The sequence below is a fragment of the Clostridium sp. AF36-4 genome, assembly GCF_003435975.1.
Classification (GTDB): Bacteria; Bacillota; Clostridia; order Lachnospirales; family Lachnospiraceae; genus Eubacterium_F.
Window position 1 is genome coordinate 177230 of the sequence record NZ_QTVH01000002.1, and the last position, 23893, is coordinate 201122.

Sequence of the window (23893 nt, forward strand, 5' to 3'; positions counted from 1 at the left end):
GCCAGTGCAACGGTACTTCTCACCTTGAAAGTAGAAGTACAATCTCCATACAATAGAATTACTATTTCCTATAACCGTAAAGGTCACAGAGCCTTTGCGGTTTTTCTTTTGTCGATTTTTGTTGGAAAGTGCCGTAGGGCTGTTTCTGATATGCGGTGTCGTTCTCCGCCTCTCCATCTGGATTTTTTACATTTCAAAAATTCAGATGGGAGGTATTTATGGTGAAATATGCACCAAGAAAGGTATATATCAGAGAAAGTGGCGGCTATGTGGAATTATCCTACACGGAGTTCTGCCGTTGCAGGGAATCCGACCAGACCTATATGGACAAGCTGTTTATCCCCATTCAAGGCTGTCTGCTTGAAGTCGTGAGGGAGCAATACACAGACTTCTACCGTGACAAGGAACGGTGGCGTTATCTGCAAAAATTAGATACAAAGAATAGACTGCTATCTCTCGACGGATTTACGGACAGCGAGGGGAATCCTCTGGACTTTATCACTGATGAAGCGGTGGACATTGCAGAAACCGTTGTCAATGCGGTCATGGTGGACAGGCTGAAAGCCGCCCTGCCTTTGCTGTCGGATAGTGAACAGGAGCTGATACAGGCAATCTTTTTTGACGGACTTTCCGAGCGTGAAGTCGGGGCGAGGTTGGGCATAACCCAGAGCGTTGTAAACAAACGCAAAGCCAGAATCCTAATAAAACTAAGAAAGATAATAGAAAATTAAAATTTAAGGCGTTCAGCCCCCTTGTTTTTTCCTTTGGGAAGATGAGGGGGCTTTTCTCTGCCCTCTCAATCAATTCTGATTGGAGGAAGTAAGAATGGCATACAACCACGGACGGGAGGACAGGAAATGGCGTATCTGGAAAGAAGCGGAGGAAAAGCTGCTGCGTGAGTGCGGCGTTGATGAAGCGACCATTGAGCAGATACGCATGGCGGACAGGGCAGACTTCAATTCCAACAGGCGGTTTTACCGATGGACGAATGACGTTGCGGAATATCTTGAGGACATGGCAGGCAGGGAGCGGCAGGCGGAAGTGGGTACGGTTGCGGAGTTACTGGAAGAGATTGAGAGCGAAAATCTCTATCAAGTATTAGTCACGGTGGACGGGCGTACCTTGAAAATCGTCCTGCTGAAAATGCAGGGGTATTCCACAAAGGAGATTGCCCCGCTTGTGCATTTGACGACTGGTGCCATCTATGCGAGGTTAGACCATCTGCGGAAGAAGCTGCGGAAAATTTTATAGCTTCTAAAACAGCCTGCCATCCTGCGGGCTACTGGGTGAGGGATGGAAATCCCCTCACTCATTTTTTGCAGGAGGACAACAGGATGGCATACAGGGTTAAGGCATACACGCTTCGGGAGGAATCCACGGAAAGCGGCACAAGGTATTTTATCAGCTTTAAGGACGGGCAGGGCAAATCCCACGAGTTGGAAGTGTCGGAACAGTTCTTTATGGAGTTTCGGCAGATGGAGCGCAGGAACAGGAATCTTTTCTAATGGGACGAGCGGCACAGGGAGTTTAACGAGGTATGGGACGAAACCCTTTACAGACGGGCGTTGCGTGTGCCTAAGAGCCTTGATGAACGCATGGTTGAGGAAGAACGGAATGAAACGCTCTATAAGGCGGTTGGGAGCCTTCCAGAGATACAAAGGCGGCGTTTCCTGCTCTACTACGAGTATGAGTTCAATTTTTACCAAATCGCCGCTATGGAGCATTGCACCGCTTCGGCAATACAGAAATCTGTTGCGATTGCAAAGGAGAAAGTAAAGGCGGAAATTGAAGAAATATCTCCAACCGTGACCGACACCGCCCGAAAAAGAAATCTGTTTTTTATTTGTGTGGGATTGGCGGCATTACATACTCTCACTTTTTTCCGTGGGAGTAAATCTATTTTTAAGGAGGTCAACGCCTATGTGCAACGAAAACAAAGACACCGCCCGAAAGGAGGAAAGCCATGCAGAAGTTACAGACAGTCAACGCCGAAACGCTCCTTTATGAACCGCTTGAGAAACCATCCTTTGTGGTGGACAGCCTTATCCCGACAGGCTTATCGCTGTTCTGCGGCTCACAGAAGATAGGCAAAAGCTGGCTCATGCTGAAGCTATGCTTATGCGTGTCGCAGGGAATCCCTTTATGGGATATGCCGACAATGGAGGGCGATGTGCTTTACCTCTGCCTTGAGGACACGTTCTGCCGCATACAGGACAGGTTATTTCGTTTGACGGACGAAGCAAGCGGGCGGCTCCACTTTGCCGTGGCAAGCTGCAAGCTGTCAGACGGTCTTATCGTGCAGCTTGAAGATTATCTGAAAGATTACCCAGACAGCAGGCTCATTGTCATTGATACCTTGCAGAAAGTCCGTACAGCTTCAAAAGACAATGCCTATGCAAGCGACTATGGGGACATCTCCCTCATCAAAGACTTTGCCGACAGGCACTCTCTGGCGGTCATTGTCGTACACCACATCCGAAAGCAGAATGACAGCGACGTGTTCAACAAGGTGTCTGGGACGACAGGATTAACGGGGAGTGCGGACGCTACCTTTGTTCTGGAAAAGGAGAAACGTGCGTCTGACACCGCCAAGCTGTATGTGACGGGCAGGGACACGCCTTATCAGGAATACACGCTGCGTTTCCGTGATTGCCGTTGGGAGCTTGTGGAGCGGAAAACGCAGGAGCAGCTTGCGAAAGAAACGATACCAGATGTCCTTTTTCGGTTGGTGGATTTTATGAGGGATAAGGAAGAATGGATAGGCACGGCAACGGAACTGTTAGCCGCTATGGGGGAAACGGAAACCATACCCACGGTGATTACGAAATGGCTGAATGAATACCGCACCACATTTTTAAGCGAGAACCGTATCTGCTACCAGTACAGCCGCAGGAAAGACGGCAGGCGGATTGCCCTTGCAAGGAGGGCGGGTGACAGCGGTGATGGTGGTGACAGCGATATTAGGATACCCCCCTGTTACTGTCATTGACGCTTAAAGCCATGTAAAGCTGGCGGCTCTGCCCTGCGGGTGACAGCAGTGACGGTGGTGACAGTGATTTTAGGATACCCTGCCGCTGTCATCCCTACGGGAGAACACCCCGTAAACGCAAAATGCAGGCGTGAGATTTACTCGCCCTTTTCGGTCGTGTAAAACCACCCCTGCGGTCAGAAAAATCATTCCGATTTTTCCGACTGCGTTTACAGGGTGTAACACACTACACTTTGCCCTGCAAAGTCGTGTGCCAGACGTTCCCTCTGGACTCCCTTAAGGCAGGGCTGTGCCCTGCTATCCTACGCCTTACGGCTTCGGATAAAAGAATGGCGGCATGACGGTGACGGCTCTTGCGAGGGGGGTATCCCAAAAACACCGTCATCATCGACATGACCGTCATGCAGGGGGTGAGGGTGACAGTTGCGGCAGTCGGCAGGGGGTATCCCAAAACTGCTGTCACCACCGTCACCGCTGTCACCCCAAAGGACGGTCACCCGCCGAAAGAAAGGAGGAATCCGCCTATGCCTTATGCAATCCTGCGTTTCCAGAAACGAAAAGCGGGCGGCGTTGCGGCTTGTGAACGCCACAACGAGCGGAAGAAAGAAGCCTACAAAAGCAACCCAGATATAGATATGGAACGCTCTAAAAACAATTACCATCTCATAGCACCACCAAAGTACACCTACAAGAAAGAGATTAACCGCATGGTAGCCGAAGCGGGGTGCAGGACAAGGAAAGACAGCGTGATGATGGTGGAAACGCTCATCACAGCTTCACCAGAATTTATGAACCAGTTACCGCCCGAAGAACAAAAAGCGTATTTCCAGACGGCTCTTGACTTCATTTCGGAGCGTGTTGGAAAGCAGAATATCCTCTCCGCTGTCGTCCATATGGACGAGAGAACGCCCCATATGCACCTCTGCTTTGTGCCGATTACGCCAGACAATAAGCTGTCAGCGAAAGCTATCTTAGGCAACCAGAAATCATTATCCGAGTGGCAGACCGCCTACCATGAGCGGATGTCCTCACGGTGGAATCAGCTTGAACGGGGGCAGTCCTCAATGGAAACCAAGCGGAAACACGTCCCCACATGGCTCTATAAATTAGGCGGCAGGCTTGATAAACAGTATGAAGAAATCGTGTCTGCCCTATCCGACATCAACGCCTTTAACGCAGGGAAGAAAAGGGATAAAGCGTTAGATTTACTCTCTGCATGGCTGCCAGACGTGGAGAAATTCTCTAAGGAAATCGGGAAACAGCAGGCGTATATCGACAGTTTGAAAGAGAGAATTGGGCAGGAATCAGACTATGCGGGGCGTATGCGTGATGAAAAGTACGAGCAGGAACTAAAGGTGCAGAAAGCGAATCAGAAGATATTTGAATTGCAGAGAACCAACGAGCAGATGGGGCGGCTGCTGTCAAAAATACCGCCCGAAGTGTTGGAAGAATTGCAGAAAAATCATAGAAGCAGAGCGAAAGAAAGGTAGATATGTGAATGAAGAAACAGGATTTTAAGGTGTTAAAGACCAAAGACTTGTACCCGTTCCCCGACAATCCGTTTCATGTGGCAGAAGATGAAACACTGTCAGAGTTAGCGGAAAGCATCAAGGAATTTGGCATTGTCACGCCGATAATCACACGCCCGAAAGAGGACGGGGACGGTTATGAAGTGATTGCAGGACAGCGGCGTGTCCGTGCTTCTGAACTTGCAGGGATAAATACCGTGCCTGCGTTTGTCCTGCCCTTAGACCGTGACCGAGCCATCATCACCCTTGTAGACAGCAATTTGCAGCGTGAGAATATCCTGCCATCGGAGCGGGCGTTTGCTTACAAGATGAAATCCGAAGCCATGAAGCGGCAGGGTTTCCGCACAGACTTAACCTCGTCACAAGTTGTGACGAAGTTGCGGACGGACGACAAGGTGGCACAGGGCTTCGGCGTGGGCAGGATGACCGTGCAGCGTTTTATCCGCCTGACGGAACTGATACCGCCGATTTTGCAGATGGTGGACGAGGGGAAAATCGCCCTCACGCCTGCGGTGGAACTGTCCTTCTTGAAGAAAGACGAGCAGGAAAACCTCTTTGCCACGATGGAGAGCGAAGAAGCAACGCCCTCACTCTCACAGGAACAGCGGATGAAACAGTTAAGCCAGAGCGGGCGGCTTGACATGGATACGATATTTGCGATTATGACGGAGGAAAAGGGCAACCAGAAAGAAACCTTGAAAATCAACACAAGCAAGCTGAAAAAATACTTTCCGAAGAACACAACGCCGAAGCAGATGGAGGAAACCATCATCAAACTTTTGGAGCGTGAGTTGCAGAGGAAACGCAACCGTGACAGCCGCTAATCTTCTTTTTTCGGGAAGTAAATACAGAGAGTTGAGGTATGGAGAATGAGAGAAATCCAGTATGAAATCGTAAAGGAAATCGCAGTATTGTCTACGGGCGACAGTGGCTACACAAAGGAAATCAATCTCATTTCATGGAATGGGAAAGAGCCGAAGTATGACATCCGCAGCTTTTCCCCGAACCGTGAAAAGTGCGGCAAGGGAATCACGCTGAACGCTGATGAAGCGGCGGCACTCCTTAAAGCATTACAGAAAGAATTAAACAGCGAGGATTAATGGTATCTGATTGGCAGGGCGGGGACATTTCCAAACTCTTCCCTGCCCTGTCTGGAAAGGAAGATTTAAGTATGGGCGAGGATAAGAAAGCAGATAAAAAGAGAAAGCGTATCGTGCCAAAAGCACCAGTGCAGATGATAATCAGCCGTGAATATGTCGGCACACAGACCGTTACAGAAGCGTTTGTCCCGATTATCTCCGAGGATATTCGGAAGAAGATTGCCGAGGGCGACACCTTCGACAATGAGGGGCTGTCCGCTTAGAATGTACGCAATGGGACATGAAAACAGATAGGACAGATACGGAGGTTTTACAGTATGGCAGGAATCAAAGAAGAAAAGAAAATCTATTTAGTCGGCATTTATTGCCGCTTATCTAAAGACGATGGTACGGATAACGAGAGTGCGAGCATTGCGACACAGAAATCCATCCTCACGGATTATGTGAAAAAGCAGGGATGGCACATAGCAAAAACGTATGTGGACGATGGTTATTCTGGTACAAATTTCCAAAGACCAAGTTTCCAGAATATGATAAAAGACATTGAAAGCGGTCTGATAAACTGCGTGATTACGAAAGATTTATCCCGTCTGGGGAGAAACTATCTTGATTGTGGGTTATATCTGGAAGTTTTCTTCCCAGAGCATAACGTGAGGTATATAGCGGTCAATGACGGCGTAGATACCTTGAATAAATCTGCTATGGACATCACGCCTTTCCGCAACATTTTAAACGAAATGTATGCCGCTGACATATCTGTTAAGATAAAATCGGCATATCGGGCGAGGTTTCAACAGGGGAAATTCATGGGAACTACCGCCCCTTATGGCTATATCAAAGACCCTGCCGACCACAACCATCTGCTGATAGATGATAAAGTGGCACATGTTGTAAAAGAGATATTCGACCTTGCATTAAAAGGGAATGGAGTTGCCAAAATTTGCAGACATCTTAATAAACAGCATATCCTACGCCCTGCCGCTTATGCGGCGGAGCGTGGCGAAACAGGCTTTGAACGTCATTTTGAGGGGAACGAGGACAAACGCTATATTTGGAGTGGGAACAGCGTGAGGAGCATTTTAAGAAGCCCGATATATGCGGGAAATCTTGTAGGCTACAAACGGATTGCCGCCAATATGAAAAGCAAGAAACGCCCCTCTAAGCTGCCCGAAGAATGGGAAGTGATACCCAATACCCATGAGGGAATAGTCACGCAGGAGGAATTTGATATTGTCCAACAGCTTATTACAAGTCGTAGGCTTCCACAGAACAAGGGAGGATTTGTAAATATTTTTGCAGGCGTTATCAAGTGTGTGGACTGCGGATGTGCTCTGCGGGCAATGAACGTACACAGGAGGAAACGCCCAGAGATTATCGACTGTGTACAGTATTCATGTAATAATTATGCAAGAAACGGAAGAAGCGAGTGTAGTGCCCACAATATAGAAGCAAGGGATTTATTCAATGCCGTTCTTGCCGACATCAACTGTTTTGCGGATATGGCAGTGAATGATGAAAAGGCGGTCAGGGCCATAGAAAAGCGGCTCACGGAAACAGACCAGAGCAGGGCGAAAGCATTAGAGAAAGAACGTAAGAAGCTGAACAAACGCCTTGCGGAACTGGACAGGCTGTTTTCCTCTCTCTACGAGGATAAGGTCATGGAGCGTATTACCGAGCGGAATTTTGAGATGATGTCGGGGAAATACCAGAAAGAGCAGCTTGAAATTGAAGCAAGGCTGAAAGAGGTGACGGAAACTCTTAATGAAAGCTACGAGAAATCACGGGGAATCCGTGACTTCCTCGCCCTTATCCGAAATTATCAAGGCTTAAAAGAACTGGATGCAACAGTTATAAACGCACTCATAGACAAGATACTTGTTTCGGAGCGTGAGAAGATGGCAGACGGAACAGTGAAGCAGGAAATCAAGATTTACTATAAATTCATCGGCTTTGTCGATGAATTACATATCATACCTACAAAACGGTGGGCAGCAATGCCCGCTAAAAATTGTACGGTGTGCGGCGTTGAATATGTCCCGGGCTCTGGTGCATCAAGGTATTGTCCTGCTTGTGCCAAGAAGATACGGAGGGAGAAATCAAACGAGAGCAAACGCAGGAGCAGAGAACAGAAAAGGATAGCATGTATGAACTGTCCGCAAAAAATGACCGACTGATATGGAATGGTGGCAGGGATAGAGAAGAGGAACTTCTTGCTAACTGCTATTTTAATTCTATGAATCTGGCAATGGATAATGGAATTAGGTCTATTGCATTTCCTTCTATATCAACGGGAGTATATAGTTTTCCGGTTGAGTTGGCAGCAAAGATTGCAGTACATACAGTAAATAGGTTTTTGCAGGATAAACCGGATTGGTTTGATCTGGTGGAGTGGGTGCTATTTGATACTCATACTGAATCGGTGTATGAATCTGAGGTTGATAAAATATATTAAAGATTAATCGGTTTAAGATTGGTTAGATCTCTTTGTTTAAACTGATTATTAAACCAATTAGTACTCCAAACTGCTATATAATAGGGGTTATGATTGGTTAAATAGGGTCAAATTCAACCAATTTGAAAAAAATGTCCTATTTCGTCCATAAATAGTATGTATATGGTATACTAGCTAATAGTAATGCGGTTTCAACCGACATTACATATTATTATGAGAAATTAATGCAAAGGAGTTACAATCAAATGGATAACAATGAAGTAGTAACAGAAGAAGTGGCAGCAGTTGTTGAAAATAATACAGGGATTGAGATTGAGCCATTATTTGAGGAATATGTTGATTTTGACACATTTTCAAAGTCAGACTTCCGTGTTGTAAAGGTAAAAAATTGTGAGGCAGTACCTAAGAGTAAGAAACTTCTTAGATTTACACTTGATGATGGTACAGAGAATGAAAGAACTATTCTTTCAGGAGTACATGCATTTTACGAGCCGGAGGAACTTGTAGGTAAAACTTTACTTGCAATCGTAAATCTTCCACCACGTTCTATGATGGGAATAGATTCATGTGGTATGCTTCTTTCTGCAATTCACAATGTAAATGGAGAAGAAAAACTGAATCTGGTAATGTTAGATGACGCAATCCCAGCAGGTGCAAAATTGTATTAGGATTTGCACAGTTTTACATATAACTTAGTGGATAATTATATGTGATTTTTAAATTTATGTTGAAAGTAGATAGTAAAAGAGCTGGGTATCATGTGCCCAGCTCAATCGCTGCTACATGGAAGCCAATAAACCATGCAACAGCGGTTCTTTTATTCGCCAGTATATGCAATTTCTATCTCATAGCCGCCGTTCTCATAGTAGGCGTGGGAAAAATAGTATCTTATTGTTATTTCTGAAATATAAAATTTGAATCATAAAACTTCTTTCCCTCTCAAATCCATTTTTACCAAACCAACTACTAACAATCCAATAAAAATTGCCGTGTCCACAAATAGCAGTACAACAACACTTTTTACCACTCCGAAAGTAAAAAGTATGGAGAAGATTTCCACTGACAACACAATAAAACACATATAATTTGTCAAATACTCTGTTATAATTTCTCCATAATAATTGTTCATCTGTAATTTCGCATAGATAAAAGGTTTTAATAAATAACGGATTATGATACATATAACAGGACAAATAAAAATCCAGTTTTTATTAACTAGGGATGTTGCCACTCCTTTACTCCATTGTACTGGAATTTCTGTCGGCAACTTAGAATAAGACAAAGCCCCAATAATCAAGCATAGTGCGGTAATCATAGTCCAGGTAAGCATACTTCCCCATATATACAAAAAGCTGACGGAATCCAGTTTGAAAACAGTTCGATTATCTTTCCAATAGTCATGCAAATCTGTTACATACTGTTCTACCTGTAATTTTTCATAACTAATACTTTCTTCATCCAGCATTTTTTCGCACATGAGTTTCGCCTTATTCAAATCAGTAATCTGATTTTTTAATACTTCCTTTTGCTTCTCAAGCATTTCCTGCAATGTTACTTTTTCGGATATAATACTTCGTATATCTTCAATAGAAATTCCCAATGTACGTAGATATGCAATCTTCTTTATATTTTCCACATCATTTTCAGAATAATCTCTATAACCATTACTTTCATTTCTCGAAGGCTCAATAAGTTTTTCCTTTTCATAAAAACGGATATTAGAACGGGATAAACCTGTTCGCTCTTCTACGTCTTTTATAGTCATATTATGCCCTCCTTTCGAGCAACTCTATTTTACTTAATAATAAGCTATAAACAAGGTTTACAGTCAAGCATTTATCAAAAAACTATAGTTGTTGATAAGGACATGAAAAGCTGTCCAAAATAGAAGGTGAGCCGGATTGCTGCTCCGACTCAATCTTCCACATGGAATACATCTTCCACCAGCATATTAAAGTACTTTGATATCCGTAGCATAAATTCGGCAGATGGGGTACTGTCCCCACGTTCTATCCTGCCGACAGTTTTTGTGCTGTATCCGATAGCAGCGGCAAGGTCATCCTGGTAAATGCCACGCTGCTCCCGGATTTCTCTGATATTATTGGTAACCGCCATAAGAATCCCTTCTTTCAGTTCTATAGATATTTTCTTATTATCAATTATGCAAAATAATGTGTCCGATAAAAATGACTTGCAATTTTATCGGCAATGTCCTGTAATAGCACAAGCATCAGATTTTCCAAGAACTTTTCCAAATATGTCTAAGCGGTCATTTTCACTAACCTTGATAGGTGCATACTTTTCATTGAGTGAGATAAGGAAAATTCCTTCTGTATCGTTTTGCAATTTTTTAATATAGGCTTCTCCGTTTAGAGCGAAGATGCCGATTTCTCCATTAGCAACAGATTCCTGCTGTAATACCCATGCAATCTGACCATCGTGGAATTCAGGTTCCATACTGTCACCACTAATACGGACACCGAAAGTAGTATCTTCCGGTAAGATAGATTCATCTATACATACAGTCTCTTTCGGTCCGTCTACAAGGAAGTTACCGGTTCCGGCTGATACAGCATTTTCAAATATATCAATGCTGCGGAATGGGATAATCTTAGCCATTTTCTTCTCATACATTCCGGATGCATGGAGCAGATTGATGTAGTCCATAGCTTTTTCTCTGCCTTCATCAGTCAATGATGAGAAAGGATCAGCAGGATTTACTCCAAAATATGCTTCATACATGTTAGTAATACCAAGGATTCTACACACTTTGTAAAATATGGTAACGCTTGGTTCAGCAAGATTTCTCTCCCAGTTGGATATGGCTTTATAGGAAATGGTAATGCCTTCCTTTGCCAGTTCATCAGCGAGATCCTGCTGGAGCAAGCCTTTCTTTTTTCTATATGATGAAATGATTTCTCCGATTGAGTACATACATACGCCTCTTTTCTTTCATTTTGTTGATTTCTAATGTCTCTTTTCACTCCATAGTATATAGCAACAGTACCAATTATTCAAGCTAAAAATCCAATATAATGAGAAAAAAGGACACATGTGTCCGTTGACAGTCGATTATTCTTGGGGTTATACTATGCCCTGTAAGAAACATTACTCATATTCTTGGACAGACAGATATGGATGTCAGAACAGAACACTGGAGGTGGAACAGATGGGAGACAGGGTAATACTTCATTCAGATATTAACTGTTGCTATGCTTCGATTGAACATCTGCATCATCCGGAGCTTGCAGGAAAGCCATTGGCAGTAGGCGGAGACCCGGAGGCAAGACATGGGATTGTCTTAACAGCTGACTATATTGCCAAGAAGTACGGTGTGAAAACAGGAATGGCACTCTGGCAGGCAAAGCAGGTCTGTCCGGACATAACATTTGTATCACCAAGAATGGACTTATATCTTCGGTTCTCAAGGATGGCTCATGAGATATATGCAGAATATACGGACAGACAGGAGCCATATGGGATTGATGAGTGCTGGCTTGATGTGACAGGAAGCAGTTCCCTTAAAGGGGATGGATTGCTTATCGCACAGGAAATCAGCAGGAGAATGAAGTCAGAGCTTGGCATCACAGTGAGTGTTGGTGTTTCTTTCAATAAGATATTTGCAAAGCTGGGTTCTGACTACAAGAAGCCGGATGCTATCACTACTATGTATAAGAGTGAGTTTAAGCAGAAGGCTTGGTCGCTTCCGGTGGCAGATCTTCTATACGTTGGCAAAAGTACGAACAGAAAGCTTGCATTATTTGGTATTAAAACCATAGGTGATCTTGCAAGAACAGATGAAGATGTGCTTAACAGTCACCTTGGAAAGATTGGCAGTATCTTATGGTCGTTTGCTAATGGCTATGATGATTCACCTGTCAAGCTGGAGAACGCCCACGCTCCAATCAAATCGGTGGGAAACAGCACAACGACACCAAAGGATTTAGTATGCGATGAGGATGTAAAGATTGTTCTTTATATTCTGGCTGAGAGTGTTGCAGCAAGACTTCGTGAGAATGGATTCCGGTGCAGAGTGGTTGAGATAAGTGTCAGGGATAATGAATTATTCTCTTTTACCCGTCAGAAAAAGATTGACCATGCGACAAACATTACCGGAGAAATAGCTGCATACGCATATCAGATATTTAAGGAAAACTATAACTGGAGCAAACCAATCCGTAGTGTTGGTGTCAGAGGTGCAGATCTGGTAACAGATAATTATTGGGAGCAGATAGATTTGTTCTCAAGTGTGGAGAAGCGTGAAAAGCAGATGAAGATGGATTCAGCGGTGGATGAGATACGCAGAAGATTTGGATTTTACAGTATCCAGAGGGGACTCATGTACCGGGACAGGATTCTGGCGGCAGTCAATGCAAAAGAAGAACACACAGTACATCCACATGGGTACTTTTCAAGTTAGCAACGAGAAGTGCCAATAGAGTAAAAAAGAGGGAGGCGGAACATGGGCGAAACAGCAAGAATTGATCTGGTAGACAGGGCACCATTGACAGAGAAGCAGCAGAATGTGTATGAAAGCATTATGCAATATCAGCGTGTGAATGGCTATGCTCCTACTATCAGGGAGATATGCAAGATGGTAGGGGTGGCATCGACTTCAAGTGTTTATGCACATCTGAAAATATTAGAAGAAAAAGGCTATATAGCAAGGAAGATGGATGCTTCCAGAGCAATAGCAATCTTGTAAGGAAGGTGATTACATTGAGCAATAAGGTATATGTTGATGTACTTGCAGAGTTTTCAAGGGACGGACTGCTCATTCCAAAAGAGATAACATGGGAAGATGGCAGAAAGTATGAGATTACACGAGTAAAAGACAAGCGCAGAGCAGCCAGTACAAGGGCTGGTGGAGTTGGAGAGCGTTATACCTGTGTGGTAGATGGAAAGGAAATATTCCTTTTCTATGAAGATAACAATATGTGGTTTATGGAAAGAGCCGGAGCCTGATGTGATTGTGTGCTGACAGCACAATTCATATCAGTTGGCTTTAGATCAGCAAAGCCGGGGAATGTGCAGACATTCATCGGAACTCCCGGCAAAAGGCTTGCAAAGGTGATTTCCCTTTCCTTTACGAGTACAAAGTTGTAGATAGTGATGATTTTGTATGAATAAGGAGCGAACTGAATTGAACAAAGAAAATGTTATAGAAATTAGATGTAAAAAATGCAACAAGTTAATGATGGAATACTTTGTATGCGGTGATGATTCCGCTGTAGCACTTCAGAATATTGGAATTAAGTGTGACAGATGCAAGCGAGTGATGATACTCAAGAAGTATTCCGAGGGAATGATGAAGGAACATTCTGAGAATGGGACTTTCAGAATATAACGATTGAAAATTAAATTACAGCCCACCTGATAAGGGCACATCGAAAGATGGAAGCACCAGAGACGCAGGGGAAACGAACAGTATTTATGATACTGGTTTCCTCGTGCGTCTTTTTTGTGTGCTGTTAAGGTAATCCGACTTGTTCGTTTCCAAGGGCGGCAAGGAGGATTTATGAGCAGTAAAGCACAGACAAGAGAAAAGGATTATGAGAGAGGAATACGAATTGCTGACAGAAGAAAGGAGATAGGATTATCACAGGATGAGTTAGCTCATAGAGTAGGTATAGGCAGACAAGCATTATCTGCGATTGAAAATGGTGGAGATTTTAAGACACAAACATTAGATAATCTAGCAATCGTACTTGGTGTATCTGTTGATTTCATAATGTATGGAAAGAATGAAGAAAAGTCGGAACTATTATCTGAGGCAATGGATGTTCTTTCAGATATGGATGAATTGCAGATAAGACAGTGTCTTGCAATGATGAAAGCAATGAAAAGCGTGTCAGTTGAAAAGTGATTGTCGTGTTTACACGACATAATTGTCGCCTGTACACGGTCGGCAATTAAGGTGTGGCAGATTACAATATACTTGTGCTTGAGATACAGCACACCACGAGAGTGGAGGCGCCAAAACTCTCCAATACGAAATCGTAAAGGAGACAACAAAATGAATAAAAGAGATTTTAACGTAGTAGGAAACGAAGGTACTGATAATCAGGAGCTTGCAAAGGGAATTGCATTTATAAAGTCCCGCAGAGCAGAACTTAATGTAATCCAGATGGTTGAGAATATGCGTGATCAGGCAATACCTAATGGAGTAATAATCAATGATGTATATTGTGATCGCTCAATGACAAGGGACTATGACAGAGAAGCACTGAATGCTTTCTTTGCAACACTTAAAGAGAATGATTTTGAGATAGTAGTGGTCAGAAGCCTTAATGAGATTACAGACGATATCTATGACCTGGAAGAATTTGTGAAGGCCATCACAGATATGGGCATATGGATCTATTCTCTTGAAGTCGGTCCGGTGCCAATAACTGTATCTCATGCAGAGGACTTTGGATGCTAAAGGAGTCCTTTGATAGATCGACAACAGAAAATCATTCCGGTCGGGACAAACAAGTCCCGGCTGTGAAGGATTGCAGATTTACGCAGACTACATTCGGAACAGTAGTACATGATTCGAGAGGGAAGTGGCTTGGTCAGTATGAAACAGAAGATGCAGCTGTAGAGATGTTAAGAGAAATGGCAAAGGACAATGGAGGATATAGCGATGAAATATGATGGTTATCAAGTTGGAATCGTGATTAAATCGTTACGAATCCAAAGAAAACTTACAAAAGAAGGTCTTGCAGCGGAGCTTGGCATTAGTGAGTCAACTATCAAAAAGTATGAGAATGGAGAACGTGCATTAAGTATCACAAATCTATTTAAGATAATTGATTATTTCAAGGTAGATGCCAATACAATCCTGAATGTGGCAGAGAGTAAGAAAGAAACTTCAATAGACTCCAGGCTGGAATTAATGAATTGCAGCAAGAAGGCATATTTTCAAAAGATATTTAACGAAATGCTAGATAACGCAGAGATGCTTGTTTCATAGGAGGTTTGGCTATGAGAAGAAAGAAAAAGACGATTGAATGTATAGAGTATCTGTCAGTAAGTGCACCATTGGATAAAGTGGATCGCTTAGAGGACAAGCAGAGTAAATATATTCATGAGTATGTAAAAAATAAAGAATACATGATTGTTGGCACTGAACGCCGACATGGATTTTCACAGAATGATGTGGACAGACAGTGGCATCAGATTGTGGATAAGATTAGAAAAAAGCAGGTAGATGGTGTAATAGTCGCAAACATGAGTGTTATTACAGACAACCTTATTGATGCATTTATAAAAATAGCACAGGTTCAGGATGCAGGAGGAATTATTGTTACAGTAGATGATGGCAGACTGGCTATGCAGTTAAGGGGGTTTTAGGTTATGAATAAGAATAAAAAACGATATGACAAATATAAAAAATTTGACGTTGTATATGCAGACTTTGGTCGTAACCCACATGGAGTACAGGGCGGAATCAGACCTGGAATTGTGGTATCGTGTGATGCAAGTAATCATGGTGGTGCACCTCAGATTTCAGTTGTTCCATTATCATCAAAATTGAAAGATAATCCTGTGCATGTGATAGTTGAGCCTTCAGAAATAAGAGGGTATGCATTGAGCAATAGATCTGATTTTATGCCGGAGGATATTCAGACCTTGAATAAGGGCTGTGTTCGTTTTAAGTCGGGATATATTCCGGGAGAATCAGAGATTAGGGAAGCAATGGATAGAGCAATGATTATGCAGTTTAATCTGTTACCAGTAGCACGTAAGATGGTATTAGAGGAATTGGAGATGAAACAAAATGGATAGCAGAACAAGGAAAACAAATAATAAGAGATTTGTCAGATATCCAGAGGGTGCAGAGATGTACTCAATGAGTTTATCAAAGTTCCAGCAGTTAGCTAAGGATGCGAAAGCATGTTATAAGATGAATAGACTGGTGCTTGTGAACCTTGATATTCTTGATGAATATCTGGAGACATTTCATATAGAAGACGAGGAATTCTACAAATAAATTGAAAAGAATATGAAAGAGTTTGCATTAATATACTTGACTTTGCGTCCGACATAAAGTATACTATGTTCAGATGGAGGTGATATATTGGCAAAGATGGGACGACCAAAGGCTGAAAATCCTGCTGATAAGAGGATTACAATCAGACTGAATGGTGAAGAACATGAATTGCTGCTTGAATACACCAAAAATCATAACATGACTATGACGCAAGTAGTTAAAATGGCAGTGTTAGAGAAACTAATGGCTGACCAGAAGTAATGCAGGCTCTTTTCTTTTTGAGAAAGGAGAAAAGATGGCTTGTAGAAAAGATGGTAAAGGAAGAGTATTACGAAAAGGAGAGCATTATCGTAAAACTGATGGTAGGTATTCATATATTTATACTGATCCATTGGGAAAACAAAGGACGATATATGCGAAATCTCTTGTAACACTTAGGCAGAAAGAAGACGAACTTGTTCGTGACCAGATGGACGGGTTAAATGTATATGTTGCTGGAAGTGCAGATGTAAATTTTTTGTTTGATAGATATATTTCTACCAAGACGGAGTTGCGAAGCACTACAAAAGCAAATTACTTATATACATGGGATCATTTTATCAGGGATACGTTCGGAAAGAAAAAGATTAAGGATGTGAAGTATTCTGATGTCTTATTTTTCTATACGGATTTGATTACGAACAAGGGATTGCAGGTAAATACTTTGGAGAGTATCAATACTGTATTGCGACCTACATTTGAGCTGGCAGTACGAGATGATATTATAAGAAGAAATCCTGTAAATGGAGCTTATGCCGAGGTGAAAAAAAGAAACGGTGGTGCTAGAAAGAGTCGAAGAGCACTGACAGTAGAGCAACAGAGAGAATTTATTGATTATGTTGCAAAGAATCCGTTTTTCTTCCATTGGTATCCGTTTTTTGTATTTCTGCTTGGAACTGGATGCAGAATCGGTGAGGCAATAGGCATCAGATGGGACGATGTTGATATGAAGAAACGAACAATCAATATTAACCATAGTCTTACTTATTACACAAGATCTGACAATTCATTTAAGTGTGAGTTTCGGGTTTCAGAACCTAAAACAGAAGCAGGAATAAGGACAATTCCAATGATGGGACCGGTGTATGAAGTGCTCAAGTCTGAATATCAGCGTCAGCAGGAAGAAGGTTTTTGTGTTGCAGAGGTTGATGGAATGACAAACTTTATATTTACTAATCGGTTTGGAAATCCACATAATCCGCAGGCAGTAAATCGTGCAATCAAGAGAATCGTTGATACTCACAATGCCGAAGAAGAGGTAGAGGCAAAGAAAAAGAAGAGAGAACCTATAATGTTGCCCAGGTTTTCATGTCACATTTTTAGACACACATTTGCTTCGAGGTTTTGTGAGAACGAAACCAATGTAAAAGTTATTCAAGAAGTAATGGGACATGCTGATGTCAGCACAACCATGAACATTTATGCGGAGGCAAATCCAGAGGTTACTAGAGAGGCTTTGGAGAAACTTGCCAAGAACATGGATGTATTTTAGAAACAACGATATAATATAGAAAAGAGTCCTCTGATTTGAGGACTAGGCAATTGACCAAAAAAATTTAATATGACTAATATATGACCAAAAAAGACTGCAAATTTGGTTATTTTAGTACAGCTTGCTAAAGAAAATATTGTAATGATTTAAAGAAATGTAAATCATCTTACAGCTCTTTACAGCAGGAGCGAAAAAGCTCCCGACGATGAAGTCTGTAGGTGCATCAAAATCTGCTAACAAGCCGGTTGCTGAACCTAAGGAAGAAAAGATTGACTTCTCTAAGGTAGAGGTTGAACCACTATTTAAGGATTTTGTTGATTTTGATACATTCAGTAAGTCTGACTTTAGAGCAGTAAAGGTTAAGGAATGTACAGCAGTTCCTAAGTCAAAGAAACTTCTACAGTTTACTCTTGATGACGGTACAGGTACTGACAGAACCATTTTAAGCGGTATTCATAGCTTTTATGAGCCGGAAGAACTGGTTGGAAAGACTCTTATTGCTATCACAAATCTTCCACCGAGAGCTATGATGGGCATTGACTCTTGTGGTATGCTTCTCAGTGCTATCCACAAAGAAGAAGGCGAAGAAAAGCTTCATCTTCTGATGGTAGATGACCACATTCCGGCAGGTGCAAAGCTCTATTAAGATGATGTAAAGATGTACCGTTTTACCAAATAGACGGGACGTACTTCATTTGATAAAAAATGAAAAAACAGCGATTTACATCAAACTTATTACATCATTTGATGCAGAAATCGGTGCAAACAAGAAAAAATCGCATAATTAGTGCAATGAGTGGGCAATTCCAATCGGAGTTGCCCATTTTCAAAACAAACAGAAATACAAATCGGAATTTGATGAGGAAAATTATTTATATAATCTACCGTCTATGGTCTGAAAACGACCACCTATCGAGAATCGGTGGAAATCAATTCTCGATTTTCTTATACTGTAACCGTAACAAAGAGGAGGTGAGCAAATGCAAATTGAAATCAAGTTAGATGAGAACTGCAAGGAACCCAAAATCATCGTTGTGACAAACAAAATGACCGACGAAATCAATGAAATCATGAAAAGGCTTTCAGACGAGCAGCCGAAAATGATTGCCGGATTCAAAGATGATATTGTCGAAGTGTTGGAGCCGTTTGATATTTACCGCATTTTTGCTGCATCGGGCAAAGTGTTTGCCGAAACAAATCACGGTGAGTACACGCTCCGTCTGCGGCTTTACGGAATGGAGCAGCGGCTGGACAGCAACTTTTTTGTCCGAATATCAAACTCGGATATTATCAATCTGAGAAAAGTCAAGGGTTTTGATTTAAGCTTTGCAGGAACAATTTGTGTCACGCTTTCAAATGGGACGGTTACTTATGTTTCAAGGCGTTTTGTCGCCAAGATCAAACAATTATTAGGAATATGAGGTGGTAAAAATGAAAAAAAAGATGATTCAGCGTGGACTTCTCGGATTCCCTCTCGGCATTGCTATCGGTTTTGTAATAACTGTGATTATATCAATGTGCATAGGAGATGGTTCGTTCTATCCTGTCAACCCTGAGCTGATTGATACAATGAAAAATGAATTAAACGCAGTTATTCTTCAAACAATTCTCTGCGGAATTTTTGGTACAGGCTTTGCAATGGCTTCCGTTATTTGGGAAATTGATTCGTGGAGCCTTGCAAAGCAAAGCGGAATTTACTTTTCCATTGCCTGTGTTACGATGTTTCCGATTGCCTATATTACGAATTGGATGAAGCATAATGCCATTGGTATTCTTTCATATGTAGGAATATTCGTTGCAATTTTCGTCATCACTTGGCTCGTTCAATATTTTGTATGGAAACGCAAAGTGAAAAGAATGAATGACGGAGTTCGGAAGAGTAATAACGCAAAATGAGCATAACCTTCACAACGGCAACTTCAGGCTTATCGGATATGAAAATCTTTGTGTTCAACCGCTTTTGCAACACTTTTTTCAAAAACGTGTTTTCGGGCAGATGAAATAGTCCCCCTTGGCTTGCAACTAAACCTAAAAATCGCATAATTTTTAAGGCTTTTGCCCTGTTTTGGGCAGAAGCCTTTTTGCATATTTAATAAGATTTTCTTCTTCGTGTAATATTAAATGTGTCGGCTGTAAAATTAACAAAAATTTAATTGGATTTTCGTTGAAACATATAACACCTTACAATATAATAAAAGCAAATATATAGCTTATAAAGGAGGTTTCTTAATGACGAAAAAAATAACCGCAATATTCTTGGCATTGTGCATGGCAATTTCCGTTTTGCCGATGACCATTCAGGCGGCATCAAAGCCCGATATTAAAGTTGGCGACTATGTTAAAATGGGCACGTATAACAATGCCTCAATTCTTTGGCGATGTGTAAGCATTGACAATAACGGACCGCTTATGCTTGCAGACAAAATTGTTGACACCCTTGCATATGATGCCAAAACAAATGACAACAGCAATTCAAAATCACACAGCAGAAGCTATAAGCGTGATGATTACGGTTCTAACTATTGGAAAGACAGCAATATGCGTTCTTGGTTAAATTCGACCGCAGCTGAAGGCAAAGTCGATTGGCTTTGCGGCAACCCTCCGAAAGACGGATATGTAAGCGGTGTGGGAGCGTACAACGAAAAAGCGGGTTTTCTCAACGCTTTTTCAAAATCTGAAATTGCGGCAATGAAAACCGTTACCCAGCGTTCTCTCGTTTCTCATCCCGAATACAACAAGGGCATAGTTGATGGAGACGCAAATTCGGATTTGTTATACTACACCGATATTTCGGAAGCGGTGGCAAACTACGACAGTTCATATTTTGAAACTACAACCGAAAAGGTTTTTCTTCTTGATGTAAAGCAGGCTAATGCCGTGTGGAAAAATCTCAAAGGTTATTATGTTGCGTATAATAATGACGGTATGGCTTGGCCTTATTGGCTTCGCACTCCTGTTACCGATTGCAATCACGATATGCGTTATATCAGTTCATCGGGTCAGGTCGGTCGTTATGCTCCGTGGTATTCCGATTTGGGCGTAAGACCTGCATTTTATCTCGATTCCGAATATTTTGTTACAACTTCCGGCAGCGGCTCACAAAGCAGTCCTTATATCGGCTCTGCTCCAAATAAGCAAGAGGATGATTATACAATTTCGGAACCTGCCGAGGACGCAAATCCCGATTGGAATGTCAGCACCGAGCAAAGCATTCAGCTCACCCTCGGCCCGTGGTATTCAAATGACGGAAAATATTCTAATCCTACCATCCCTGTTTATACCATCCAAAAAACACGCAGCGACACGGAAAATATGGTTGTTGTCGTTTGCGGCGAGGGATACACAAAAAGTCAGCAGGGCAAATTCATCAATGATGTCAAACGACTTTGGCAGGACGCTATGAAATATGAACCGTATCGCAGTTATGCCGACAGATTCAATGTTTACGCTCTTTGCACAGCTTCCGAATCGACTTTTGACAATGGTGGAAGCACCTTCTTTGATGTTATAGTCGACAAATATAATTCGCCTGTTATTTCTAATAATCTCCACGGAAGTCAGTGGAAAAATCATATTTTTGAGAGATGTATCGGTCCTGAATTTATCGAGAAAATTCACGATGCTCATATCAAAAAAAAGTGTGATCCAAACACAATTCCGTCCGGTTCGGAATATGAGCCTTATTATTATGTTCACGATTATATTGCTCAGTTCGCTATGGTTGTAAACACAAAATCAGATTTCGGCGGTGCTTATAATAACCGTGAATACGGCTTCCATTATTTCATTTCGCCATCAGACAGTTATCGTGCGTCAAAAACTTTTGCACACGAGTTTGGACACGGTTTGCTCGGTCTCGGTGATGAATACAGTAACGGATATTTGCTTGACGATAAGGAACTTAAATCACTCAATCTTTCCTCGGTTGAAGACCCGGAAAAGATAAAATGGCGACAGCTTTTAGGTTTTAGAAACACATATACCTGCCGCAATGCTTACGGCTCAAAAATGCTTGTTTCAAGTTATGAGTGCATAATGAGAGACACAAACTATCAATTCTGTGAGGTTTGCCGTTTGCAGGGCTTCAAGCGAATGTCTCAGCTTGTTAAGGATGTAGACCTTTATGTTGCAACTCCCGAGGTTAAGGAATATACGGGCGCTTATTCAAAGCCGTCTGATTTTACCGACCTTGAAACAAGTTCATATTATAATTACACATATAATCGCAATGACCGACTTTTGAGCGGCAACAGCAAAAGCAGATTTAATACTAATATGAACGGTAAAAAAATCGAGCTTAGAACTGTTATTCAAAACATTTCAGATAAAAATGCACGACAATTAAAATTCAAAATGTGGATTAAGCACTCCGACGGAAGCGTTGCGACCGATTCATCGGGAAATCCGCTTCAAACAGTACAAACCTTTGACATTCCTGTTTGGAATGATAAGGCAAATTTCTGGCCGCTCGGTGCTTTGGATCACATCAAAAGCGACTTTAATTCAGGCTTAAAGAGTTGCTCGCTTATTTATCAAATTCCGTCTGATGCACAGCTTAAGAGCGGCGATACCGTGGCATTTCAGGTGCTTGATGAAAACGGAAATGTGCTTGCAGACGACAATACGGAAACACAGCGCTACACAACCGTTTCAATTCAGTATAAATTTGAGGACGGCTCTGAAATTCCAAACACTGCCGGAGGAACATTTACCGTGCCATACGGCACAAAGCTTGATTTAACACCGGCAAAAACACTTTATGATTATGAATTTATAAAGGTTGACGGCTTGAATAAGCCTATTGTTTCGGACGGAACGGTTGTTACATATTATTACAAAAATAAAAACGAAGAACACACTCACAATCTGACTTTGGTTGCTGCGAAAGCTGCCACCTGCACTACTGCGGGCAATTCCGCATACTACACCTGCGATGGCTGTGACAAGTGGTTCGCAGATGCAACAGGATCGGTAGAAATTACCGATAAAACCAGTGTGAAGATTCCGGCTCTCGGACATACCGCAGGCACAGAATGGAAGTCTGATGATACTAACCACTGGCATGAATGTTCTCGTTGCCACGACAAAAAGGACGAAGCGGCTCACGATTACGGTTCTGACAATGTTTGCGACACCTGCGGATATTACAAAACTGTACCGCACACTCACAATCTGACTTTGGTTGCTGCGAAAGCTGCCACCTGCACAGAGGGCGGTAAGGAAGCATACTACAAGTGCGAAGGTTGTGGCAAGTTCTATGAAGATGTACTCGGTACAAAGGAAATAACCGACCTTGCATCTTGGGGCAATATTGCTAAGATTGCCCACACCACAAAGCAAACCGTAACAAAGGCAACCCCAACAGCAAACGGCAAGATAGTAAATTACTGTTCGGTATGTAAGAAAACTCTTTCAACAACAGTAATTCCAAAGGCATCAAGCATAAAGCTTAAAGCAACATCATTAACATATAACGGAAAGGTTAGAACACCTAAGGTTATTGTTAAGGACAGAACAGGAAAGACACTTGTTAAGAATACTGACTATACTGTGTCTTATGCAAAAGGCAGAAAGTATGTTGGCAAGTACGCAGTAAAGATTACCTTTAAGGGTAAATACAGCGGAACAAAGACGCTTTATTTCACAATCAAGCCAAAGGCAACAAGTATTTCCTCACTTAAAGCAGGTTCAAAGAAGTTTACAGTAAAGTGGAAGAAGCAGGCTACACAGACAACAGGCTATCAGGTACAGTACAGTGCCTCAAGTAAATTCAGCAAGGCTAAGACCGTAACAGTAGGCAAGAATACAACAGTATCAAAGAAAATTTCAAAGCTTTCGGGCAAGAAAAAGTATTATGTAAGAGTTCGCACCTATAAGACAGTTAAGATTAACGGCAAATCCATAAGGATTTATTCAGGCTGGTCAAAAGCTAAGACTGTTACAACAAAGAAATAAAAACTATACCGTAACCTTTGATTCTGCCAGTGGCTCTGCAGTAACGACTCAGACTATCGAAGAAGGTCAGAAGGCAACCAAACCTGCCGCTCCTACCAAGTCTGACGATACCACCAAGCCTTCGGATGATGTTCAGAATCCGCAGACCGGCGACAACAGTATGAGTGGCTGTGGATCGCTCTGCTGTTCGTCAGCGGCTTCGGAGTTGTGACAACTACTGTTTATACTAAAAAAGAAAATCTGTGAAATAACAGATAGCTAACCATTTAAGGATGGCGGTAGCGGAGCTTCCGCTGCCGCCTTTTCCTTGTATTGGCAATAAAAATAAACCACCTGCTATGCAGGTGTGTTCCCAAACA

Annotated in this window: 29 protein-coding genes and 2 pseudogenes; 28 read left to right on the plus strand and 3 right to left on the minus strand. The window is 42.2% G+C overall.

The features are described from left to right. Nucleotides 1-221 precede the first annotated feature (221 nt). The 11 genes and pseudogenes from DW005_RS02015 to DW005_RS02065 form a co-directional block, all read left to right on the plus strand. Nucleotides 222-731 (plus strand): sigma-70 family RNA polymerase sigma factor, encoded by a 510-nt coding sequence (locus tag DW005_RS02015; protein WP_105116765.1) that lies wholly within the window; start codon nt 222-224, stop codon nt 729-731. A 94-nt stretch (nt 732-825) separates the two neighbouring features. Next, entirely contained in the window at nt 826-1251 is a 426-nt protein-coding gene (locus tag DW005_RS02020) for a sigma-70 family RNA polymerase sigma factor (RefSeq protein ID WP_000323895.1), read from the plus strand. Nucleotides 1252-1334: 83 nt separating this feature from the next. Further along, a pseudogene (locus tag DW005_RS02025) lies at nt 1335-1809 on the plus strand (sigma-70 family RNA polymerase sigma factor). A 154-nt stretch (nt 1810-1963) separates the two neighbouring features. Then, nucleotides 1964-2989, plus strand: a complete 1026-nt coding sequence (locus tag DW005_RS02030) for an AAA family ATPase (RefSeq protein ID WP_001170964.1) — start codon at nt 1964-1966, stop codon at nt 2987-2989. A gap of 524 nt (nt 2990-3513) precedes the next feature. After that, nucleotides 3514-4479, plus strand: coding sequence for a MobV family relaxase (gene mobV / locus DW005_RS02035; RefSeq protein ID WP_001820668.1), 966 nt, complete (start codon nt 3514-3516; stop codon nt 4477-4479). Nucleotides 4480-4487: 8 nt separating this feature from the next. Further along, nucleotides 4488-5342, plus strand: coding sequence for a ParB/RepB/Spo0J family partition protein (locus tag DW005_RS02040; protein WP_117477956.1), 855 nt, complete (start codon nt 4488-4490; stop codon nt 5340-5342). A 45-nt stretch (nt 5343-5387) separates the two neighbouring features. Next, nucleotides 5388-5618, plus strand: a complete 231-nt coding sequence (locus DW005_RS02045; protein WP_001206986.1) for a PC4/YdbC family ssDNA-binding protein — start codon at nt 5388-5390, stop codon at nt 5616-5618. Nucleotides 5619-5689: 71 nt separating this feature from the next. Next, complete coding sequence (locus DW005_RS02050; protein WP_001820669.1) at nt 5690-5881, plus strand: hypothetical protein; 192 nt, start codon at nt 5690-5692, stop codon at nt 5879-5881. 54 nt (nt 5882-5935) lie between these two features. Next, nucleotides 5936-7792: a recombinase family protein gene (locus DW005_RS02055; RefSeq protein WP_001820670.1), complete on the plus strand. Its 1857-nt coding sequence runs from the start codon at nt 5936-5938 to the stop codon at nt 7790-7792. Next, on the plus strand, nt 7759-8070 hold the full coding sequence (locus tag DW005_RS02060) for a macro domain-containing protein (protein WP_347461337.1): 312 nt from the start codon (nt 7759-7761) through the stop codon (nt 8068-8070). Before DW005_RS02055 ends, DW005_RS02060 begins: the two co-directional genes overlap by 34 nt. 299 nt (nt 8071-8369) lie before the next feature. After that, nucleotides 8370-8738 (plus strand): annotated as a pseudogene (locus tag DW005_RS02065) (hypothetical protein); the annotation flags it as partial. Between the two features lie 251 nt (nt 8739-8989). Here the strand turns inward: DW005_RS02065 and DW005_RS02070 are convergent. The 3 genes from DW005_RS02070 to DW005_RS02080 all read right to left on the minus strand — a co-directional run bounded on the left by DW005_RS02070 (nt 8990) and on the right by DW005_RS02080 (nt 11004). Continuing rightward, entirely contained in the window at nt 8990-9835 is an 846-nt protein-coding gene (locus DW005_RS02070; RefSeq protein ID WP_015530080.1) for a MerR family transcriptional regulator, read from the minus strand. Between the two features lie 149 nt (nt 9836-9984). Beyond that, nucleotides 9985-10185, minus strand: a complete 201-nt coding sequence (locus DW005_RS02075) for a helix-turn-helix transcriptional regulator (protein WP_004611564.1) — start codon at nt 10183-10185, stop codon at nt 9985-9987. An 84-nt stretch (nt 10186-10269) separates the two neighbouring features. Next, nucleotides 10270-11004 carry an XRE family transcriptional regulator gene (locus DW005_RS02080; protein ID WP_117477957.1) on the minus strand — a complete coding sequence of 245 codons (735 nt, stop codon included), beginning with the start codon at nt 11002-11004 and terminating at the stop codon, nt 10270-10272. Between the two features lie 235 nt (nt 11005-11239). On the opposite strand from DW005_RS02080, the gene dinB reads away from it, so the two are divergent. The 17 genes from dinB (at nt 11240) to DW005_RS02175 (ending at nt 23534) form a co-directional block, all read left to right on the plus strand. After that, on the plus strand, nt 11240-12490 hold the full coding sequence (dinB, locus tag DW005_RS02085) for a DNA polymerase IV (protein WP_117477958.1): 1251 nt from the start codon (nt 11240-11242) through the stop codon (nt 12488-12490). A 42-nt stretch (nt 12491-12532) separates the two neighbouring features. Next, entirely contained in the window at nt 12533-12775 is a 243-nt protein-coding gene (locus tag DW005_RS02090; RefSeq protein ID WP_008395286.1) for a DNA-binding protein, read from the plus strand. Nucleotides 12776-12780: 5 nt separating this feature from the next. Continuing rightward, nucleotides 12781-13035, plus strand: a complete 255-nt coding sequence (locus tag DW005_RS02095) for a hypothetical protein (RefSeq protein ID WP_077326113.1) — start codon at nt 12781-12783, stop codon at nt 13033-13035. A gap of 157 nt (nt 13036-13192) precedes the next feature. Beyond that, nucleotides 13193-13417, plus strand: a complete 225-nt coding sequence (locus tag DW005_RS02100; protein WP_008395284.1) for a hypothetical protein — start codon at nt 13193-13195, stop codon at nt 13415-13417. Nucleotides 13418-13588: 171 nt separating this feature from the next. Then, a complete protein-coding gene (locus DW005_RS02105) occupies nt 13589-13936 on the plus strand; it encodes a helix-turn-helix transcriptional regulator (protein ID WP_008395283.1) in 348 nt (115 codons plus the stop codon). A 150-nt stretch (nt 13937-14086) separates the two neighbouring features. Next, the gene (locus tag DW005_RS02110) at nt 14087-14494 is read left to right on the plus strand and encodes a recombinase family protein (RefSeq protein ID WP_117477959.1); all 408 of its coding nucleotides are present in this window, start codon (nt 14087-14089) and stop codon (nt 14492-14494) included. Next, complete coding sequence (locus tag DW005_RS02115; protein ID WP_117477960.1) at nt 14488-14709, plus strand: terpene synthase; 222 nt, start codon at nt 14488-14490, stop codon at nt 14707-14709. Before DW005_RS02110 ends, DW005_RS02115 begins: the two co-directional genes overlap by 7 nt. Beyond that, on the plus strand, nt 14699-15028 hold the full coding sequence (locus tag DW005_RS02120; RefSeq protein ID WP_181974913.1) for a helix-turn-helix transcriptional regulator: 330 nt from the start codon (nt 14699-14701) through the stop codon (nt 15026-15028). Before DW005_RS02115 ends, DW005_RS02120 begins: the two co-directional genes overlap by 11 nt. 11 nt (nt 15029-15039) lie before the next feature. After that, complete coding sequence (locus DW005_RS02125) at nt 15040-15408, plus strand: recombinase family protein (protein WP_117477962.1); 369 nt, start codon at nt 15040-15042, stop codon at nt 15406-15408. 3 nt (nt 15409-15411) lie between these two features. Beyond that, complete coding sequence (locus tag DW005_RS02130; protein ID WP_117477963.1) at nt 15412-15843, plus strand: type II toxin-antitoxin system PemK/MazF family toxin; 432 nt, start codon at nt 15412-15414, stop codon at nt 15841-15843. Beyond that, a complete protein-coding gene (locus DW005_RS02135; protein ID WP_117477964.1) occupies nt 15836-16048 on the plus strand; it encodes a DUF6462 family protein in 213 nt (70 codons plus the stop codon). The genes DW005_RS02130 and DW005_RS02135 overlap by 8 nt, the downstream gene beginning before the upstream one ends. Nucleotides 16049-16144: 96 nt before the next feature. Further along, nucleotides 16145-16309: a DUF6290 family protein gene (locus tag DW005_RS02140; protein ID WP_227081569.1), complete on the plus strand. Its 165-nt coding sequence runs from the start codon at nt 16145-16147 to the stop codon at nt 16307-16309. A gap of 34 nt (nt 16310-16343) precedes the next feature. Beyond that, nucleotides 16344-17579 carry a site-specific integrase gene (locus DW005_RS02145; protein WP_117477966.1) on the plus strand — a complete coding sequence of 412 codons (1236 nt, stop codon included), beginning with the start codon at nt 16344-16346 and terminating at the stop codon, nt 17577-17579. A 205-nt stretch (nt 17580-17784) separates the two neighbouring features. After that, the gene (locus DW005_RS02150; RefSeq protein WP_055941774.1) at nt 17785-18225 is read left to right on the plus strand and encodes a hypothetical protein; all 441 of its coding nucleotides are present in this window, start codon (nt 17785-17787) and stop codon (nt 18223-18225) included. Between the two features lie 334 nt (nt 18226-18559). Further along, entirely contained in the window at nt 18560-19000 is a 441-nt protein-coding gene (locus DW005_RS02160) for a LytTR family DNA-binding domain-containing protein (protein WP_117477967.1), read from the plus strand. 10 nt (nt 19001-19010) lie between these two features. After that, nucleotides 19011-19475 (plus strand): DUF3021 domain-containing protein, encoded by a 465-nt coding sequence (locus DW005_RS02165; RefSeq protein ID WP_117477968.1) that lies wholly within the window; start codon nt 19011-19013, stop codon nt 19473-19475. Between the two features lie 333 nt (nt 19476-19808). Further along, nucleotides 19809-23534, plus strand: a complete 3726-nt coding sequence (locus DW005_RS02175) for a M64 family metallopeptidase (protein ID WP_117477970.1) — start codon at nt 19809-19811, stop codon at nt 23532-23534. The last annotated feature ends 359 nt before the right edge of the window (nt 23535-23893 follow it).